Origin of the sequence: Azorhizobium caulinodans ORS 571 (assembly GCF_000010525.1) — a bacterium.
GTDB classification, from domain to species: Bacteria; Pseudomonadota; Alphaproteobacteria; order Rhizobiales; family Xanthobacteraceae; genus Azorhizobium; species Azorhizobium caulinodans.
In genome coordinates this window covers 3,733,084-3,751,902 of sequence record NC_009937.1, presented here as the reverse complement: position 1 = coordinate 3,751,902, position 18,819 = coordinate 3,733,084, and the positions used below count along the sequence as shown (strand labels likewise).

The 18,819-nt window shown below is 67.4% G+C and carries 12 protein-coding genes and 1 pseudogene; 3 read left to right on the top strand and 10 right to left on the bottom strand.

All coding sequences use genetic code 11. The annotated features are described in order from the left end of the window. Nucleotides 1-2: 2 nt before the first annotated feature. From fhuB to AZC_RS16720, 5 genes and pseudogenes are all read right to left on the bottom strand, one after another. Nucleotides 3-2,009, bottom strand: a complete 2,007-nt coding sequence (gene fhuB, locus AZC_RS16740) for a Fe(3+)-hydroxamate ABC transporter permease FhuB (RefSeq protein WP_043879507.1) — start codon at nt 2,007-2,009, stop codon at nt 3-5. Next, nucleotides 2,002-2,937, bottom strand: a complete 936-nt coding sequence (locus tag AZC_RS16735; RefSeq protein ID WP_043879506.1) for an ABC transporter substrate-binding protein — start codon at nt 2,935-2,937, stop codon at nt 2,002-2,004. The genes fhuB and AZC_RS16735 overlap by 8 nt, the downstream gene beginning before the upstream one ends. After that, nucleotides 2,930-4,248: pseudogene (locus AZC_RS16730) on the bottom strand (lysine N(6)-hydroxylase/L-ornithine N(5)-oxygenase family protein). Before AZC_RS16730 ends, AZC_RS16735 begins: the two are co-directional and overlap by 8 nt. 109 nt (nt 4,249-4,357) lie before the next feature. Further along, nucleotides 4,358-8,350 (bottom strand): non-ribosomal peptide synthetase, encoded by a 3,993-nt coding sequence (locus AZC_RS16725; protein WP_043879505.1) that lies wholly within the window; start codon nt 8,348-8,350, stop codon nt 4,358-4,360. Beyond that, complete coding sequence (locus AZC_RS16720; protein WP_043879504.1) at nt 8,347-8,553, bottom strand: MbtH family protein; 207 nt, start codon at nt 8,551-8,553, stop codon at nt 8,347-8,349. Before AZC_RS16720 ends, AZC_RS16725 begins: the two co-directional genes overlap by 4 nt. Before the next feature lie 171 nt (nt 8,554-8,724). On the opposite strand from AZC_RS16720, the gene AZC_RS16715 reads away from it, so the two are divergent. From AZC_RS16715 to AZC_RS16705, 3 genes are read left to right on the top strand one after another with little or no spacing between them, the layout of a single operon-like run. Next, nucleotides 8,725-9,819, top strand: coding sequence for a GNAT family N-acetyltransferase (locus AZC_RS16715; protein ID WP_081434027.1), 1,095 nt, complete (start codon nt 8,725-8,727; stop codon nt 9,817-9,819). Continuing rightward, nucleotides 9,816-11,234, top strand: a complete 1,419-nt coding sequence (locus AZC_RS16710) for an MATE family efflux transporter (protein WP_012171768.1) — start codon at nt 9,816-9,818, stop codon at nt 11,232-11,234. Before AZC_RS16715 ends, AZC_RS16710 begins: the two co-directional genes overlap by 4 nt. Beyond that, the gene (locus AZC_RS16705; protein WP_012171767.1) at nt 11,231-12,400 is read left to right on the top strand and encodes a PLP-dependent transferase; all 1,170 of its coding nucleotides are present in this window, start codon (nt 11,231-11,233) and stop codon (nt 12,398-12,400) included. Before AZC_RS16710 ends, AZC_RS16705 begins: the two co-directional genes overlap by 4 nt. 29 nt (nt 12,401-12,429) lie before the next feature. Here AZC_RS16705 and AZC_RS16700 read toward each other — a convergent pair whose 3' ends face one another. The 5 genes from AZC_RS16700 to AZC_RS16680 form a co-directional block, all read right to left on the bottom strand. Continuing rightward, entirely contained in the window at nt 12,430-13,017 is a 588-nt protein-coding gene (locus tag AZC_RS16700) for a sigma-70 family RNA polymerase sigma factor (protein ID WP_244421871.1), read from the bottom strand. Nucleotides 13,018-13,116: 99 nt separating this feature from the next. Further along, complete coding sequence (locus tag AZC_RS16695; protein WP_158304130.1) at nt 13,117-14,250, bottom strand: DUF418 domain-containing protein; 1,134 nt, start codon at nt 14,248-14,250, stop codon at nt 13,117-13,119. A gap of 100 nt (nt 14,251-14,350) precedes the next feature. Beyond that, nucleotides 14,351-16,750, bottom strand: a complete 2,400-nt coding sequence (locus AZC_RS16690) for a TonB-dependent siderophore receptor (RefSeq protein WP_043879503.1) — start codon at nt 16,748-16,750, stop codon at nt 14,351-14,353. A gap of 177 nt (nt 16,751-16,927) precedes the next feature. Continuing rightward, the gene (locus tag AZC_RS16685; RefSeq protein ID WP_052285973.1) at nt 16,928-17,878 is read right to left on the bottom strand and encodes a FecR family protein; all 951 of its coding nucleotides are present in this window, start codon (nt 17,876-17,878) and stop codon (nt 16,928-16,930) included. A 142-nt stretch (nt 17,879-18,020) separates the two neighbouring features. After that, nucleotides 18,021-18,569: an RNA polymerase sigma factor gene (locus tag AZC_RS16680; protein ID WP_043880423.1), complete on the bottom strand. Its 549-nt coding sequence runs from the start codon at nt 18,567-18,569 to the stop codon at nt 18,021-18,023. Between the last annotated feature and the right edge of the window lie 250 nt (nt 18,570-18,819).

Sequence of the window (18,819 nt, the reverse complement as noted above, 5' to 3'; positions counted from 1 at the left end):
GGTCATCTGCGTGCGAGCAGCCACATCAGGGCCGGGCCGCCGATCAGCGTGGCGATGAGCCCGGCCGGCATCTGCCAGGGGAAGGCGATCATGCGGCCGAGCCAGTCGGCCACGAGCATGAGGAGGGCACCCACGAGGGCCGCACCCGCGAGCTGGGCCAGGGCGCGGCGCAGTCCGACGCGGGTGGCGAGATGGGGCGCCATGAGGCCCACGAAGGTGAGCGGCCCCACCACCAGCGTGGCGATGGCGGTGAGCCCGGCTGCCAATGCCAGCAGCGTCAGGCGCACGCGTCCGAGATCGAGGCCGAGCGCCTGACCCGGAGCGTCGCCGAGCGGCATCATGTCGAGCCAACGCCCGCACAAGGGCGCCAGGGCCAGCAGGATCACCGCCCCGGCCACGCACCAGGCGGCCTGGACCTCATCCACCTGATAGGTAGAGCCGGTCATCCAGTTCAGCAGCAGCAGCCCGCGCGGATCCCCGCTGGCGGTGAGCGCCCCCACCAGCGCGTCGAATAGCGCGCCGATGGCGATGCCCGCCAGCAGGACGCGCTCCGGCGTGAAGCCGGAGCGACGGCCCACCACAAGAATGAGGAACAGCACCGAGAAGGCGCCCGTGCAGGCGGCCGCGACCTGCACACCGCGCCCGGCCGAGGTGAGGGTGAAGAGCACGACGATGAGGCCGAGGGCGGCGCCCGCACCCACGCCCAGCACTTCGGGGCTGGCCATGGGATTGCGCGTCATGCGCTGGAGAATGGCCCCGGCGACCGCGAGCATGGCTCCCGCTACGAGTGCCGCCACCGCGCGCGGCGCACGCCATGGCATCAGGGCGGAAAGCTCGTCGCCGCGCGCCAGTGCCCATTCGCCGTCCGGTGTGCGTCCGAGCAGCAGCGACAACACGAGGGCGCCCGCAAGCGCGAGGCCGAGTGCCAGCAGGCGCAGCTTCTGGGGTCGGCTGCGCGCCACCGCGTGGATGGGCTCGTGACGTGTCGGCGGCGTCGGGTTGCGCAGGCGCGGCAGCAGCCAGAGCAGCAGAGGCGAACCGAACAGGGCCGTGACGGCGCCGGTGGGGATGAGGCCGCCGGTGAGGCCGCCTGTACGCAGCACCAGTTGATCGGTGGTCCACAGCAGGCCGGCCCCGATGGTCGGTGCCCACAGGAACAGGTCGCGCAACCGCCGTGCGCCCGACAGGCGCGCGAGCGCAGGAGAGATGAGCCCGATGAAGCCGATGACGCCGATGCCGCTGACCACGAAGCCGGTCAGCGCGACGGCGAGACCTAGAGCCATCAGCCGCGTGCCCTGAAGCGAGACACCGAGGCTTGCTGCACCGGCCTCCTCCAGCGACAGCAGCGTAAGCGGCCGGATCATCAGCGCGATGAGCGCGGCGGTGACCGCACATTGGAGAGCGAGGGCGGACACCACCTCCCAGCCCTGCTGGCTCAGCGAGCCGCTGCCCCAGATGAACAGGCCGGTGAGGTAATGTTCCCTGAACAGGATCAGGGCGGCGGAAACCGAACCGCAATAGAGCCCGAGCACCAGACCGGCGAGGACCACCGCGAGCGGCGACAGCCCCTTGTGCCAGCTCAGGGCAAACACCAGGGAAACGGCGATGGCACCGCCGGCCAGAGCCACCCATTCCCGCCCGAAGGTGAAAAGACCGGGCGCCCATAATGTGGCGAGCGCCAGAGCGAGTTTCGCGCCGGCGGAGACGCCCAGCGTGGTGGGGGAGGCCAGCGGGTTGCGCAGGACCTGCTGGAAGACCGCCCCGGCCAATGCAAGCGCGGCCCCTGCCAGAATGGCGGCCAAGATGCGCGGCAGCAGACTGTAATGAATGACCAGTTGCTGCCCGTCGCTCGCGTCAGGGGCGAAAAAGGCCCGCGCCCAAAGTCCTGGCGGTAGCGCAGCGCCGATCTTTTGCAGCGAAAGTACGGTGGCAACAAGCAGGAGGCCGCCAGCCACCATCCAGGGGCGCACCTCGATGCCATGTGCGGGCCGGACCGTGGCTTCAGCCATGGGAGTGTTCCCCTGTCAGGGCGTCGGCGAGGAGGCGGGCGAACCGCGTTGCTGAGGGCAGTGCGCCGAACATCAGCACCGGCGGCAACCGGCTCACGCGCCCGGCCTGCACATAAGGCAGGCGGGTCCAGAGCGGGTTCGCGGCGAGCGCCGCCAGCGTGCCGGGTGGAACCGGATCGAAAAAGACGAGGCGCGCATCCGCAAGCGGTGGCAGGCTCTCGATGCCGAGCGTGGTGAAGCCCCAGAAATTGGTCTGGCCGGCGTAGGCGTTGGCGACGTCGAGCCGCGTCAGCACCGCGCCGAACAGGCTGTTGGCGCCATAGATGCGCACATGGCGGCTGTCCATGAGGCTCACCATGAGCAGCGGGCGCCGGTCGGTGCCCGAAAGGCGGCTGCGGGCGGAGGCGAAATCCTGTTCCACCGCCGCGAGTGCCGCCATACCCTGGCTGACGCGGCCGGTCAGAGCGGCGAGCCGCGAAAGCGCTTCCGTCGCCAGCGCCAGCGGTTGGCCGTCCGGAACGTACATGGGAAAGGACAGCACCGGGGCGATGCGCTCCAGTCGGTGCGAGATCCCCGCGAGGTAGGGGGTGGACAGGATCGCGTCGGGGGCGAGCTGCTGAAGCAGTTCCAGATTGGGCTCGCGGCTGCTGCCCAGATTGACCACGCCGGCCGGCAGCGCCGGCTCGCCGACCCATCGGTTCCAGTCCTGAGCCCCCACCAGCCCGACGGGCGGGAGACCGAGCAACAGCAGCGTCTCCGCCAGCCCATAGTCGAGCGCGACCAGCCGGCGCAGCGGCGGCGTGGCATCGGCAGGGGCCGGGCCGGCTGAAACGCCGAACGGGGCGGCCAGAAGGCCACCCCGCATAAGCGTGAGAATGGTGCGGCGGCCGATGTTACGTCGCGTTCCTGCGGAAGGCTGTTCAGGCATCGGCTGTGCGCGGAAGACCCGATGCCCGCTGCCGCGGCGCGCCGGTGCTGGTCCACGAAACCACCGGTTCCGGCAGGTCAAGGTCGAAATGCGACCGCCCGGTCAGCGCGTTCGCCACCACGGAACTGCGCCACGCCATGAGGCTGAGCTGGGGTTCGGCGATGCCGTGGCTGTGGCGACTGGCGTTCAGGCGAAGATGCGATTCTGGCGCGGTCCATCCCAGGTGAGGGAGAAGTCCGGATTGACCTGGAACAACCCCTTGCGGTCGAAGGCGATCCGGTCACGCAGCGGCGCGAGGAATTCCGGCACGCGGAAGCCGTAGCCGGTCGCGAGCACCACTGCGTCCGCATGCACGATTTCGATGCCGCCATCGAAACCGTTGCGCATGACCAGGCGATATTCGCCGCGCTGGCGCTCCATCTGGATGACTTCGCGACCGGGCATCAGCGTGGGGTTGAGAGCACCCTCGCCCAGATGACGCAGGGCATAGAGCCGCTGGTAGATGGCCTTCAGGGTCGAGGCCGATGCTCCGTCGCTCGCGAGCTTCTGCCGGGCCAGGCTGGCATTGCGCGCGTCCTCCCCGATGCCATGGAAGTCCGTCACATAGCCCGGCGTGAACAGCTCGTTGGTGAAGGGCGTGGCGTCCAGCGGCTCGAAATTGGGCCGCCGGCTGATCCACGACACCTCGCTCGCGGTTCCGACCTGCGAAAGCAACGAAAGAAACACCTCCGCACCACTCTGGCCGCCGCCCACCACGGCGACGCGGCCCGCGTTGAGCAGAGGGAGGCGCGCCGTCGCGGCAGAGGCGTGGAAGCAGGTGTCGCCGGCGAGCGGCATGGCGAAAGCCGGCAGGTCCGGCACGAGGCCGATGCCCAGGCAGACGTTGCGCGCCGCTACCTCGCCATCGTCGAAACCGAGCACGAACTGGCCCTGGCTGAAGTCCAGGGCCCGCACAGGCTTGCCGAAGCGCAGGCTCTCGATGCCGTTGGCGGCCCAGGCGAGATAGTTGGCGAATTCCTGCCGTGGCAGGGCGTCGAACTCGGCGTTCATGAAGTCATAGAAGCGCTTGTGCGCCACCAGATAGGCCATGAAGGACCAGGGGCTGGTCGGATTGGTGGCGGTGACGAGATCCTTCAGACAGGACGTCTGGAGTTCGGCACCGGGCAGCATCATGCCGGGATGCCAGGAGAAGGCTGGCCGCTGCTCGAAGAAGCGCGCGTTCATGTCCGGCAGGCCGTCAAGCTGCGCGGCAAGGCTGAGGTTGAACGGGCCGATGCCGATTCCGGCGAGGTCGAGAATAGGGTCTGTCATCGCTTCCAGGCTCCATGATGCCGCAGGCCCTCGGGTTCGCACGAGCTGCGGCGGGCTTCCTCAAGTCCGCGCCTCGGGATGCGCGGCGTCTGCGACGGTGATCGGCCGTTCATTCGGCCGCCTGTTCGAAGCCTGTCATGGCTTCGTCGAGCTTGCGGGCGAACCGGGCATGGAAGGCCGGCGCGCCGATGATGTGGAGGTGGGTCGTGCCCTCGATGATCTCGGCGGGGGCGGCGCGGCGTGAGAGCTGGCGCCAGTCGATGAGGTTGAGGCCGCGATTGAGCGAATCCGCCGCCGCCCAGGGCTGGATGGGACAGTCGTGGGGCAGCATCTTGTGGCGGCGGAAGATCAGCGCGTTGTCGATCAGCACCCAGAACGTGTGCTCGCGGCTGCCGATGTCCGGCCCATCCTCCGGCAGCCCTTCCGGACTGTTGCCGACGAAACGCAGGAACTGGTCGTAGGCGAGCGCATCCATGGCGCCGATCAGGTCATGCCAGCGCGCAGCCATCGGCGTGCGCGCGAGCCAGGCCTCGACGCGTGCCGCGAGCGCCTCGCGCTCGCCGGGCGCGAAGCGGGGAATGGCGCCGATGGCAAATTCCGTGTCCATGTCGCAGACGTCGATCATGCCGATCAGCTTCAGGTCGATGTCGCTGCCGAGCATCCGCGCCGCCTCGTAGGCGAGCAGACCGCCCCAGGACCAGCCAAGGAAAAAGCAGGGTTCGCCCTTCGAGTGGGCCCGCACCAGTTCCGCATAGCGGGCGGTGATCTCCGTGACGGAAGCTTCGCGGCCCTTGTCCTCGGCCAGCGAGTAACAGATGAAGCCGGTGGCGGGCTGGTCCGGCCCGAGGTGGTCCACCAGCTTCACATATTCGCGGGTGCTCACCAGCAGTCCGGGGAAGCAGTAGAGTATCGGCCGCCGGCCGGTGCTGCGCAGGTGAATGAGCTGCCCGCCACCCGGGCGCGGGCCGCGCTCGATGGCGGTTGCCAGGTCGCGGATGGTCTGGTGATTGAAGAGGTCCGCGATGGCGACGTCCGCCTCCGGCTTGAGCTTCCGGATGCGGCCGAGGATTCGCAGTGCGGCCATCGAGTTGCCGCCCATCTCGAAGAAGTTCTGCGTGACCCCGACCTCAGGCAGCCCCAGCGTGTCGCGCCACATGGCGCAGATGTCCGCCTCCAGCGGCGTGGAGGGCGGAACCACTTCCAGCAGCGCGAAGCCCGGCGCCGGCAGGGCGGCGCGATCGAGCTTGCTGTTGGCGTTGAGCGGCATCTTCTCCAGCACCACGACGGCGGAGGGCACCATATGCTCGGGCAGGAGCCCGGCGAGGGCGCGGCGCACCTCCGCTCCATCGAGGCGGGCACCGCGGGCCGGGACCGCATAGGCCACGAGCGCCGGCTGGCCGGCGTCGTGGCGCAACACGACCGCGCATTCACTGACACCCGGCAGGGTGCGCAGGGCGGCCTCGATCTCGCCGGGTTCGATGCGGTATCCGCGCAGCTTGACCTGATGGTCCACGCGGCCGACGAACTCCACCGTTCCGTCCTCGCGCCAGCGGGCCAGATCGCCTGAGGCGTAAAGCCGCCCGCCGTCTCCGCCGAAGGGATCGGGAATGAAGCGCTCGGCGGTGGCGCCGGGCCGGTTAACATAGCCGCGGGCAACGCCGTCGCCGCCGATATAGAGTTCCCCCGTGACCCCGATCGGCACCGGGTTGAGATCGGGATCGAGCACGTAGATGCGCCGGAGCCCGACCGCCCGTCCGATGGGGGCGTACGTGCCCTCGAAGGAGGTGCCGGACCGGACCTTCCACACCATCGGCGTCATGATGGTCTCTGTCGGACCATAGCCGTTGATCAGCGTCTGTGCCTTCAGGGCGCGGGAGAAGAGATCGAAGGTGGCCTGCGCCATGCCTTCGCCGCCGAAGGAATAGAGCCGCACAGGCGGGGCTTCCCCCGTCGCCTCGGCCCATTCGGCCAACTGCTGGACGTAGGTGGTTGGAAAGCTCGCATTGTTGACGCCATGGCGGCGCATGGCGGCGAAGGTTTCCTCGGGCGTCCAGAGCGGTTTGTCGGGCAGGACGATGCTGCCGCCGAGCATGAGCGGTACCATCCAGCGTTCGTGCCCGCCGTCGGACGAGAAGGGCAGGAACGGCAGCTCCCGTGACGTCTCGTCCATCTCATAGACCCGCGCGGTCGCCTGCAGGTGCCGGGTCAGCGGTCCGTGTTCCACCGCCACGCCCTTGGGCTTGCCCGTGGAGCCGGAGGTGTAGATCACATAGGCCAGCTGCCGGTCGGTGATGGTCACCAGAGGGTCGCTGTCGGGCACCTCGGCAAGGTTCACGGCGTCGAGTTCTATGACCGTAGTGCCCTGCGCGGGCCGCAGCTTGGCGCGCAGCGCCCGCGTGGTCAGGATCACGGCCACACCGGCATCGGCGAGAATATGGTCGTTGCGCTGGGCGGGGTGGTCCGGTTCGACGGGGATGAAGGCTGCGCCCGCCTTGAGAACGCCGAGGATGGCGCCGATGGCTTCCGGCGACCGCCGCAGGGCGACCGCCACGCAGCTCTCGCGCCGGGCTCCGGCAGCGAGCAGCATATTGGCGATCCGGTTGGCGTAGCGATCAAGTGCCGCGCGGGTCCACACCGTGTCGCCGAAAAAGATGGCGGGTGTTTCCGGCGCCCGCGGGACGTGCCCGGCGATCAGCGCATGGACCGGCCGGGGATCATCCCGGGCACCATCGGGATAGGGCCGGGACAGGGCCTCAAGCTCGGCCGGCGAGACGAGTTGGATGTCCCTGAGGCTCTTTTCAGGGCCGGCAGATGCCGCACCGATGATCCGCGCCAGATGGGTCAGGGCGCGGTCGACGAGACGCGGGTCGAACAGTCCCGCCGGATGGTCCAGCACGAGTTCGATGCTGCCGTCCGGAAGATCGCGGGAGATGAAGAGGAAATCGGCATCCAATGGCAGAGGAGGCTGGGCGATGGCGGTGATCCGCAGTCCGCCGGGCGTGATGACGACGGCCGGCGGCAAGGGCCGGTGCATGTGCACGCTGGGCAGGAAGCCGCGCCCGTTGTCCTCGTTGTTGACCCAGAAGGTCTGGGCCAGCGTCTCGAACGGCACGTAATGGCTGCGTGCCGCGTCCAGCGCCTCCGCCACGCGACCGAGGGCGTCCTTGAACGAGAGGCCGGAGGAGAGGTCGAGCAGCAGCGGCAGCACGTCCGCCACGCGCCCGATCTCCCGCCGTTCGCCGCCGAGGGGGGCGTCCAGCGCGACGCCGTACTTCAGCCGGGTCTGTCCGCTGTAGCGGGTCAACAGGACGCCGAATGCGGCAGACAGAAACAGCGCGAGCGATGTGCCGCAGGCCGTGGCTGCCGCGCGGGCGGCTTCCGCCTCGGCCGTGCCCAGCGTCTGGAGCTGTGCGCTGCGCGCGCCATCCACCCGGGTCTCGCGTCGCCCGGCGAGGGGGAGCGTCGCGTCGGCGTGGTCGTCCGCAAGGCGGGTTTCCCACTGCGACAGAGTCTCGGGGCTGGCCTCGGGCCTCTCCAGCCAGGCCAGCGGCGCCCCGGCCAGCGACAAGCCCGCTGAACCTGCCTCCGCATCCGCATAGAGCAGGGCGAAACTGTCGGCGAGAATGTCGAGCGAGACGGTATCGCAGATGATCGGGTGCAGCACGATCAGCAGACGGGCCTCGTGCGCCGAAAGGCGAACGAGCACCGCCTGCGCGGGCACTCCGGTCTCGATGTCTGGAACGGCAAGCTCGTTGCGTATCCGCTGATACGCGTGCGCCGCGTCGCCGCTGGTCTGGGCGGAGAGGTCGCAGACGGACAGCGGCAGCGCCGCCGCATCGTCGGGCAACTGGAGTACGCGCCCACCGGGATGAACGCGGAACCGCAGACGCAGGGCGGGATGGCGGAGTGCAAGCCGGTCAAGCGCGGTTCGCAGCGTCGTGACATCCAGCGGCCCGGAGAGGCCGAGCTCCAGCAGCGGACGCCCCGCGACGGCGCTGTTGCCGATCTGCTCCAGCGACCAGACGCGACGCTGGGACGGGGTCAGATCATAGCCTTTGAGTTCGTGATCCTTTGTCTCCACGGCGGCATCGGCGTGCGTCATCGCGCGGCCTCCCGGTTGGAGCTGGGGCGCAGATCCGCCCATGTGGCGTCCACGTAGGCGAGGCAATGCGCAGCGCTTCCGGTGACGGCGACGGCCTGCCATCCGTTGGGAACGGGCCGCCAGACGGGCCAGAGGGCATGGCGTCCCTCCCGGTCCCGCACGACCGTGCGCGTCTCGTCCTTGCCTGGCTTGTCGTGCCTCATCGTGCTCTCCCCGCTGCGGCCCTGTTGGCTAGGACGAACGAGGCCCCGCCGCATTTAGGCGCGGGATCCAAAAAAACGCCGGCTCGATCCGCGGGGGCTAAATCGTCGCGGGGCTCGTACGTCCTGTCCAAGAGGTCGCATCAGGCGCGGCCGTCGGGGACAGGTGATTGCATGACCATAGCGGAACTCGTCACATTGACCGGCCAGCGTCGGCCTTTCGTCGCTCTTGCGGCCACGGACCGTCCGGTGGAGGTGCATGTCGGAGCGCAGTCCGTGCGGATTGCGGCGGGCGATGCCTCGGTCTCCCTTGGATGGCAGCGGCAGGGGGGCGGCGCATTGCTCACGGGCGCGCTCCTGGATCCACGCGCCGACATGCTGCTGCTGGCCGCGTGTGAAGCCCTTTTCGGCAGCTTCCCGGAACTCACCCATGTGGCTCTGGCGCCGGACCTCGCGCCGGCGGCCGTGGCGGGCCTCATCACCCACGGTCCGGCGCAACTCGTGGATGGCCTGCCACGCATCGAGCCGGACCTGCTCTGGCAGATGTCCGCGCTATGGCTGCCCGGATCGGGCGGCGTATTCCCCCAGCGTCTGGTGACGGAGAACGGCATCCGCCATCCGCGGCGCCCTCCCATGCGGGACGGGCTGCTCTACGCCCGCTCCATCCCCTGGCTCGGTCAGTCGATCACCTTCGAAACCGCAGATCCGGAGCGGCATCTTCCAGCCTTCCATCGCTGGATGAATGATCCGCGGGTTGCGGAGATCTGGGAGGAAACCGGCGATCTCGCGCAGCACCGGGCCTATCTGGAGGAGCGCCGCGCCGATCCCCACGTCGTTCCGGTGATCGGCAGTTTCGGCGGCGTGCCGTTCGGCTATTTCGAGCTCTACTGGGCCAGGGAAAACCGCCTCGGGCCGCATTACGAGGCTCAGGACTACGACCGGGGCTGGCACGTTCTCGTGGGCGAGGAGGCGTTTCGCGGCAAGGCCTACATCAGCGCCTGGCTGCCCTCGCTGATGCATTTCATGTTCCTCGACGATCCGCGCACCCAGCGCATCGTCGGCGAGCCGCGGGCGACACATGCGCAGCAGATCCGCAATCTCGACCGCTCCGGCTTCGCCAAGGTCAAGCATGTGGATTTTTCCCACAAGCGGGCCCTGCTGGTGATGCTGCTGCGGGAGCGCTTCTTCGGCGACCGCCTCTGGCAGCCGGATTTCGATGCCACCGCCCAGCCGGTGCTGCCGGTGGCGGCCCAGGCCGTACCGGCATGAGCGGAACGGGCGAGGATGGCGTGCGCTTCGCCGCGCCCCTCGATCTTGCCGATCCGCGCCTTGAGCGTCTCATCGTCCGCCTCGCCGTTCCTTCGGTGGCGGGGCTGTCGATCACGGCCCTGCATCACGTCGCCAATGCGGCGTTCGTCGGCCTGCTGAGCGGGCAGGCGCTGGCGGCGGTCAGCATCGCCGTGCCGATCTTCGCCCTCGTGGCCGCCATCGGCCATGGGCTCGGCATCGGCGGTGCTGCCAGCATCGGGCGCCTGCTGGGAGCGGGGGACGCGCTCGACGCGGGCCGCGCCGCGAGCGCGACGCTCGCCCTGTGCGTGCTGTTGGGGGGCGCGGCCGGCATCGGACTGTTCTGGGGCGCCGGCGGCGTGCTGGCGCTCTTCAGCCCGGGGCCGGACCTCGCGCCCATCGCAGCAACCTATCTCCGGCTGCTTGCGGTCTCGTGCCCCTTGCTTCTGGCGCAGATCGCATGCGACTTCATCGCCATCGCGGAAGGCAACAGCCGGTTCAGCATGTGGACGCTGCTCGGCGCGTTCGCACTCAATATCGTGCTCGATCCGCTGCTCATCTTCGGCTTCGGCCTCGGCGTCGAAGGTGCGGCACTCGCCACCATTCTGTCCCAGCTGGCCGCTCTCGCGGCCTACGGTCTCTATTTCGGCCGCCGCTGGGGCCGGGTGCGTCTCGGCGTCGGCGGGTTGGGCCTCAAGGCACGATTGCTGCGCCCGATCCTCGCGGTGGGCGTACCGGCCGGGCTGAGCAGCGCGCTGTCCGCTCTGGCCTTCGCCGTTGTGTACGCCATGGCCGGGATCCATGGCGGCGATGAGGCCGTGGCGGGGGTCAGCATCGCCTTCCGTCTGCTCACGCTCGGCCTCTTGCCGGTGATCGGCTTCTGCCTCGGGGCACAGCCGGTGCTGAGCTTCGCCGCCGGAGCGGGCGATCGGATCCGCCTACGGGCGGCCACGCTGTTCATGGCGCGGGTCGCGCTCGGCTTCACGCTTTTCTACGCCGTGTCCATGATGCTGGGGTCGGCTCCGCTCGTGGGCCTCTTCACGGCCGATGCGCGCGTGGCCGACGTCGCGAGACGCGGGCTCATTCTCTTCCACGCCGGCTTCGCGCTGACCGGTCTGCATCAGGTTCTGGTGATCCTCCTCCAGGCCATGGAGCGGGCGCGTCTTGCGGCGGTCATCTCGCTGGCCCCGCAGGGCTATCTGCTGCTGCCGCTGCTTTATGGCGGCGCGGCTTTGTGGGGCATGGACGGCGTGCTCGCGGCGCCGCCGCTGGCCATGGGCCTCACCGCCCTGGTGTCCGCCGCCCTTCTCCTGCGCGAAGTGCGGCGCCTCCCGACCGCCCGGTCGCGAAAGTCATCCCCATCACTGGCCGCTGAAGGCGCTGGAGGTTCCGCATGAACAAGCCGCTCGATCACGAGGCCCTGCCGGCTCAGGGGGGCTGGAGCCGCGAGGTCAATCTGCTGGCGGCGGCGGTGCCGCCGATCTTCCAGACCTCGCTGTTCACCTTCGACACCTATGCCGACATGGCCGCGGTCTATGCCGGGCGCTCGCATCAGCTGATCTATTCGCGGGGCGACAATCCGACGGTGATGGCGTTCGAGCGGGCGGTGGCCGAGCTTGAGGGCGCGGAAGCTGGACGGGCCTTCTCCAGCGGCATGGGGGCCATCAGCGCCACCGTGCTCGCGCTTGTTTCGGCCGGTGACCGCATCGTCACCGTGCGCAACGTCTACAGCGACGCCTATCGTCTGTTCGAGCTGATGCTCTCGCGCTTCGGCGTCGTGGTGGACTATGTGGACGGCACGGATGCGGAGGCGGTCGAGGCCGTGCTGCCCGGTGCCAAGCTGCTCTATCTCGAGAGCCCAACCTCCCTGGCGTTCGAGCTTCAGGACATCGCGCGCCTCGCGCGGGCGGCCCGAACGCACGGTGTCGTGAGCGTGATCGACAACAGCTGGGCGACACCGCTCTTCCAGCGCCCCATCGCCCATGGTGTCGATCTGGTGGTCCATGCGGCCTCCAAATATCTCGGAGGTCATAGCGACACGGTGGCCGGTGTGGTCGTGGGCTCGGCCGAACTGGTCGGCCGGATCAACGCATCAAGCTATGCCTATCTTGGAGCCAAGCTCTCGCCCTTCGAGGCATGGTTGCTGCTGCGCGGCCTGCACACCCTGCCCATGCGCATGGCGCGTCACATGTCGAGTGGCCTTGCCCTTGCCGAACGTCTGCGGGCGCATCCCGACGTGGAACTGGTCCGGCATCCGGCGTTCAGCGATCACCCCGGCCGCGCGAGTCTCAGCGGTTTCGCAGGCGTGTTCTCGTTCGAGGTTGGCGAGGCCATCGATGTCCCGACCTTTGTCGACGCCTTGCGGCTGGTGCGCATCGGCGTCAGCTGGGGCGGGCCGGAAAGCCTCGTCGTGCCGGCCCTCGCCCCGCTTCAGCTGGCCAAGGCCAATTGCTTCGCGCGGTTCGGCATCAGCCCGCGCCTGATCCGGCTCAGCGCCGGCATGGAGGATGAGACGCTGATCTGGGCCGATATCGAGCAGGCGCTCCATGGCGCGCGTCGCTGATCGGCCCACGGCTGGCGGCGCTCCCGCCCTCAGGCGGCCGTCCGCCGGTCGATCTTGAGAGAGAGACGGACCGGGGCGGGCTTTGCCCCGTTCCTGCCGTCCCGGGTGCCGGCGGGGGCTGGCAGCCGGAAGGGCAGGGGCTCCACGGCGCCCGAAGCCAGGTAGGCCCGGCAATGGGCGGTGGCATCGCGGATCATGAAGTTCACGAGCGTCGTGGAAACGCCCAGCGCCGCCGCAATCTCTTTCTGCGGGACGTCGTGAAGCCGGTGCTGGAGAAAGGCATATCGAGTCCGCCGCGGCAGTTCCTCTAGCGCGCGCAGGACATGAGCGACGATCTGGCGGCACGCGACGGAACCGAATGGGTCATCAAGGGGAGACGTCACGCTCTCGGCTTCGGTCTCGGGCGCCAGATGGCGGCGTTCGAGCTGGCCCCGCCTCAGCCGGTCTATGGCAAGGTTGCGAACCATGCAGCAGGACAGGCGCAACGGCGAACCCATCTCCGGGCTGGCCATGGAGCAGGCCCGCAGGGCCGCGTCCTGCACGACGTCCTCGGCAAGCTCGCGGGAGGACAAAACCCGTGTCGCAATGCCGAGCAGCAGGGCGCGGTTGCAGATCATGGTGCGCACCAGTTCGTTCGCAGCCAAGTCCTTTGGCTTCGTCGACATCGAAGGCTCCACGGTTGAGTATGAAATGGTGTCCTGATGGTCTCCTGGCCGTCAGCGGGGAGCGGCTCTGGGGCCTGCACGAAGGGCTGCCGGCGGCGTTGATAAACGCCGTTCGGTTAAGGCCAGCGCCGCGGCCATCAGGGCTTCAAATGGTCCGCTCCTGAAACGGCCCAGCCAGAGGCGGGCGAGGAGCGCGAGAAGAACAAACAGGAGGAATGCGAGTCCAAGAACGGCCTGAAGGCTGAGGCTGGCGTAAAGACCGGCGCCGTAGCCGAAGAAAATGAAGCCACCCAGGATACCTTGAAGCATGTAGATGCTGAGCGACATGCGCCCGCTTGCGGCGAAGAAGTCCGTCAGGCGCGGCGTGCGCTCCAGCAGGCGGAACAGCAGGGCGAAGATGACAAAACTGAGCATGGGAGCAAAAACCGGCCTCAGCACGAGCGTGGCGAGGAAAACATGCCCGCCGGCCCAATCCGCGGGCGCGAGGCACAGGGCGCCGTAGGCGAGGTTGCCCAGCAGCGCGGGCAGAAGCAGCACGCGTGCGATCCGCTCCAGCGAACTGAACCCGTCTCCTGCGGAAGCTATCCGCAAGCGGAATGCCGCCATGCCGAGACAGAAGGCGCTCATGGTCATCGGCCAGATGGCGGGAATGCTCATCTGCGAAAAGACGAGCCAGTCGCGCGCCCGCTGATGCGCCATGGCAACGAAGCCACCCGACGAAAACAGCTGGATGCGGGCCTCTTCCGAAAGACCGGGCCCCGTCTCGGCCGTCGCCACATAGATGGCAAAGAGCGCGTGCCCCAGGATGGCGACGATCCAGAACAGGAGGGCGGCCGAAAGCAGGGTTCGGGTCAGCAGGCGATGCAGCGGCAGCATCAGCAAGCCCAGCACGGCGTAGGGAAGCAGGATGTCCGCCTCGAAGACCAGCACGGCATTCAGGACGCCAAGCAGCCCGAGCAGCAGCATTCGAAACACGAAGCGCCGCGCGCCGTTCGCGCTCACCTGGGCGGCGGCCCCCATGCCGAACAGAAAGGCGAAGATGAGAATGAACTTGTTCTCGAACAGTGCCTGAATGAACCAGGCGCTGAACGATCCAAGGTAGAAGGTGTCCGCGTGATGCCAACTGGCGCCGGCAAAACCGTAAGGCATGGCGAGGAAGGGCAGGTTGACCACGAGGATGCCCATCAGGGCGATGCCCCGCACCGCGTCGATCCGGGGATCGCGGGTGCGGGAAGCCGGCCGTGCCGTCTGGTTCGCTGTCATGCGGAGCCTCCGCTGGAGCCTGTCACCACTTGTATTTGAGCGTGCCGACCACCGTGCGGCCCTGCCCCAGATAGCAGGTGCCGGAGTTGCAGATTTCGGGCATCACGTTGGCGATGTTCGTGGCACTCACGGACAGGCTGTAGCCCGTGAGCTTCTGGTTCAGCTTGCCGAGGTCGTAGCGCAGTGAGGCATCGAACATGGTGTAGCTGCTGTTGATCACGGTATTGGTATTGTTGCCGTAAGTCTGGCCGATGTACCGCAGGCCGGCGCCACCGCTGAGTCCGAACAATGGGCCGTCCTGCACCGTGTAGTTCAGCCAGGCCGTTGCGACATTGCGTGGCGTAACCGCCGGTACGCGCCCGACCTCTGCCGCGGTTGCGGACTGGAGAATCTCGGCGTCCGCATAGGTGTAGGAGGCAATTGCCTCGACGCCGTTCGCCAGGCGCAGCCGTCCCTCGAACTCGAAGCCACGCACCTGGATCTCGCCGATGGACTGGTAATAGAGGAGGCCGCTGGTCGGGTTGATGCCGGCGTATTTCGGAGCGTTCTGCTCTTTCAGGTTGTAGCCGGCCAGCGTCATCGAGATGCGGTCGTCTGGCGAGATGTATTTTAAGCCGGCCTCATACTGTTCGGCGGTCGCTGGGGCGAGAATCTGGCCCTCATAGCCGAGGTTGCTGGTGGGCTGGAACGAGGTCGCATAGCTCACATAGGGTGCCCAGCCATTGTCGAAGAGATAGAGGAGGCCGGTGCTCCAGGTAAAGGCGTTGTCCTCCCGGTCGCCGGTCACGAGGCCGGTATAGCCGTTGACCTGCGTGCGGCTGGTCCAGTCCTGACGTCCGCTGATGTTGAAGCGCCAATTGCCCCAGGCGATCTGGTCCTGGGCATAGATGCCGAGCTGATCGAAGTCCGTGTTCGTGCGGGTGTTGATTGCTGGAGTGGGCCCCGTGATGCCGTAATAGGGAGCGAGGATATTGATGGCATAGGCGGCGTTGGCTGCGGCGGTGCCGCTGCCGAAATTGCTATGCATCTCGCCATAATCGAGGCCGATCAGCAGCGTGTGTCCAAGCGGCCCGGTCGCGGCATTGATCTGAAGCTGGTTGTCCACCTGGAAGGAAGACAGATCCTCCTCCACCGCCGCCGAGCCGCGCCGGTAGATGGGGGAAGCGGCGCTGGCGAACCCGCCGCCCGTGACGCCGCCGGTCAGATAGCGTCCGGTCAGGTCCGCCTGGCCGTAGCGCAGGTTCTGCCGAAACTCGAACATGTCGTTGAACTGGTGTTCGAACTTGTAGCCGACCTGATACTGTGTCTGCTTCTGATAGTCGTAATCCGGATCGCTGGCACGTACCTTGGTGACGTGGCTGTTCTTGTTGATCATGGCCACGTTTGCATCGGTCTCGTCCTTCTGCGCGAGGGCGAGGACGGTGAGCGAGGTCGTGTCATTGCGCCATGTGAAGGAGGGCGCAAGATAGAGCTCGTCGTCGGCGATGTCGTAATTGGTATCCCCGGTCCGGCCGACGCCGACAATGCGATAGAGGAAGTTCTTGTTATCGGGCGCGGTGCCTCCGAGGTCGAACGCCGCCTGCAGGTGTCCGAACGTCCCGACCTCGCCGAGGATCTCGTGGATGGGCTGCCCGGTCGGCGTTTTGGAGATGCGGTCGATCAGGCCGCCGGGCGTGCCCTGGCCATAGAGCACGGAAGCCGGTCCCTTGATCACGTCGACACGCTCAAGGCCGTAGGTCTCCGTGGAGAACGTTGCGTAGCTGCCGGCATACTGGCGCAGGCCGTCGCGATAATCGCCGAGCGTGGTCACGGCGAAGCCGCGGATGTAGATCTGATCGAAGCGCGGATCATAGCCGAATGCGCCGGTGGTCACGCCAGCGGTGTAGCGCACTGCCTCGGGCAGGTTCTGGACGCCGCGGTCATCCATCTCCTGGCGGGTTACCACGGAGACCGAGCGCGGCGTCTCGATGAGCGGCGTGTTGGTCTTCGTGCCGGCATCGCTCCGGGTGGCGATATAGCCGAAGGTGCCGTCGCCCTGCACGTCGATGGTGTCGAGAACGATGGTGCCCTCGCTGGAGATATTGGTCGCAGGCAGGACGTCCACGTTGCGCCGGATGGCAACGGTCGTCGGCCCGGTGAAACTGTAGCCGAGGCCTGTTCCCGTCAGCAGCCGCCCGAGGGCAACGTCTGCGGTCATTGTGCCGTTGACACCCGAAGTCTTCAGGTCACGCGTGATCTCGCTGGAGAACAGCACGCGCATGCCGGACGTGGTCGCCCACTGCGTCAGCGCCGCTGACAGCGGACCTGCGGGAATGGAGAAGGCAATGGCCCCCGCTTGGGTGACGGCGGGCGCGCTCTGGGCAAGGGCGGTGGTCGGCGCGATCGCCACCAGCGCGGTCGACGCCAGCAGCAGGGTACCCACCCAGGAATGGCAGGCGGTCTGCGGCTTAATGAAATTCCGCTCTGTATGGGCCGTCCGCGTTTGCACTTAAAACCCCCAGACTGATCTGCCGCACATCGTGGCCGCAAAGGCCGTTCGTTTGGGAAGACGCCGGAGGCGCGGGATGCGACACCCGCTCAGCAAACAATGGAGTGTTTCTTATCTGCGCCGTGTGAAGGGCTCGAGCGGGCGGGACGCATCACGCCGTATCAGGGTAAGCCATGGCAGTTGGTCGATGGTGACGGGCAGGGCGGCGGATAGAGCATCCAGCAGGGCCGCGGTGTCCGCGCTTTCGAATAATCCCGATACGGGCAGGCGCGCCAGTTCCCCATCCACGATCACGATGCGGCCGTGACGATAGCGGGAGATCTGCGCGACCACTTCGGCCAGCGGCCGATCTTGGAAGGCGAGAAGGCCGTTGCGCCAGGACATGCGGCTGACGACGTCGGCGGCATGCGGCCTGGCGAGGCCTCCGGCCCTGCTGAATTCGACCTCGCTGCCGGCATCGACGTCCACGTGGGGCCCATCGGTCTCGCGCGGATAGCACACCCGCACGGTATGTTCGCTGACGACGACATTCACCATATCGCCGCTACGGCTGATTTCGAACGCCGTTCCAAGGGCCCGCGCTGCCCCACCCCCGGCGTCGACGATGAAGGGGCGGTTCGGATCGGCCGCGACGCTGACGAAGATCCGCCCCTCCAGAAGCTCGATCCGCCGGGTCTTCGCCGAATAATGCAGGTCCAGGCTGGTCGCGGCATCGAGTTCGATGCGTGTTCCGTCCGCGAGGGTGAGCGTGCGGCGCTCGCCGACCGCAGTGCGCACATCCGCGAATAGGTCCCGGCGCATGCCTAAGAAGGCCGCGAGCCCGGCCCCTCCGACGAGTGCGATGCCGGCGCCGGCCAGTACGGAGCGGCGCGGAAGTCCCGCACGCGGCCGGCGCAGAGCGGGGCCGATGCCGGCCCATAGCCTTTCCGCCTGTTCCGCCGCCTTGCGTTCCGCCACCCCGCTGGCACGCCAATCCTCATAGGCCGCCCAGTCTGCGTCGGTTTCCTGGCCCGAATGCAGGAAGACCAGCCATTCCAGGGCTTTCTCGGCAAGCGGCGCCATGGGCGCATCAAGTTCGGCCCGTGTGGCCGAGGGATAGTCTGGGCGTGTCATGGTCGCGTGCGGATTAACTGTGTCCTTGCACGAGAAGACGATCGAGATCCGCACGTCCCTACCGTAGAGATGCAAAAACAAGAGAATGTGATCACAGCGCAGCATCTGGCGCCGCAAGGGCGTTCATGCAACGGCGCAGCGCGGACATGATGTATTTCGAAACCATGCTCGGGGATACACCCAGCCGACCGGCGATCTGCGCGTGGGTCAGGCCTTCCACACGGTTGAGCAGCAACGCCTGCCGGCAATTGGGCGAGAGTGTCTCCAGCGCCTCTTTCACCAGCCGGAACTCCTCACGGGTCTCCAGCAGTCGGTCGGGGAGCGGAGCCGGGTCGACCACGTCCTCCGTGATCTCGTCCCATGTCGCATGTATGCCCTGCCGACGCTTGCGCCGGATGGTGTCGATCATCAAGTTGCCGACGATGCGCCACAGGAAGAAGCGAGGGCTGTCCAGACGTGCCGTGTCCGCGCGCTGAGCGTCCGCCGACAGGTAGCGGACAAAGGCGTCCTGCACGACGTCGGCCGCGGCTTCACGGTCGCCCAGCTTGCGATAGGCGAAGCGGTTCAGCTCCCGGTGATAGAGCCGGAATATCGCATCAAGATCAGAGACCGCCGTCGACGGTTGGTCGGAGATCGTCATGCCGGCCTGCAAGGCTACAGCGAGCTTCATCGCCCACCGATTGACGCTCGCAACGAATGGACTGCGCATAAAGCGCAAAGGCGCATGAATTGGATAACTCAATAGAGCGTTACATTCAAATGTAATGATTTATATTCATTCCAATCTTAGCTGTCCTTTCCGTGCTGTGCCGAGGCCCGATTGCCCCCATGCAGAAAATAATGCGCCGGGGTGTTGGAATCTGCGCGCGCGACGTCTTGCTTCCGAGAGA

What these genes read in the sequence shown, in the direction of transcription:
- AZC_RS16720 (WP_043879504.1), bottom strand. Translation starts at nt 8,553, where the DNA reads ATGAGGCACGACAAGCCAGGCAAGGACGAGACGCGCACGGTCGTGCGG.
- fhuB (WP_043879507.1), bottom strand. Translation starts at nt 2,009, where the DNA reads ATGGCTGAAGCCACGGTCCGGCCCGCACATGGCATCGAGGTGCGCCCC.
- AZC_RS16710 (WP_012171768.1), top strand. Translation starts at nt 9,816, where the DNA reads ATGAGCGGAACGGGCGAGGATGGCGTGCGCTTCGCCGCGCCCCTCGAT.
- AZC_RS16735 (WP_043879506.1), bottom strand. Translation starts at nt 2,937, where the DNA reads ATGCCTGAACAGCCTTCCGCAGGAACGCGACGTAACATCGGCCGCCGC.
- AZC_RS16680 (WP_043880423.1), bottom strand. Translation starts at nt 18,569, where the DNA reads ATGACGATCTCCGACCAACCGTCGACGGCGGTCTCTGATCTTGATGCG.
- AZC_RS16695 (WP_158304130.1), bottom strand. Translation starts at nt 14,250, where the DNA reads ATGGGCATCCTCGTGGTCAACCTGCCCTTCCTCGCCATGCCTTACGGT.
- AZC_RS16685 (WP_052285973.1), bottom strand. Translation starts at nt 17,878, where the DNA reads ATGGCGCCGCTTGCCGAGAAAGCCCTGGAATGGCTGGTCTTCCTGCAT.
- AZC_RS16700 (WP_244421871.1), bottom strand. Translation starts at nt 13,017, where the DNA reads ATGATCTGCAACCGCGCCCTGCTGCTCGGCATTGCGACACGGGTTTTG.
- AZC_RS16725 (WP_043879505.1), bottom strand. Translation starts at nt 8,350, where the DNA reads ATGACGCACGCCGATGCCGCCGTGGAGACAAAGGATCACGAACTCAAA.
- AZC_RS16705 (WP_012171767.1), top strand. Translation starts at nt 11,231, where the DNA reads ATGAACAAGCCGCTCGATCACGAGGCCCTGCCGGCTCAGGGGGGCTGG.
- AZC_RS16715 (WP_081434027.1), top strand. Translation starts at nt 8,725, where the DNA reads ATGACCATAGCGGAACTCGTCACATTGACCGGCCAGCGTCGGCCTTTC.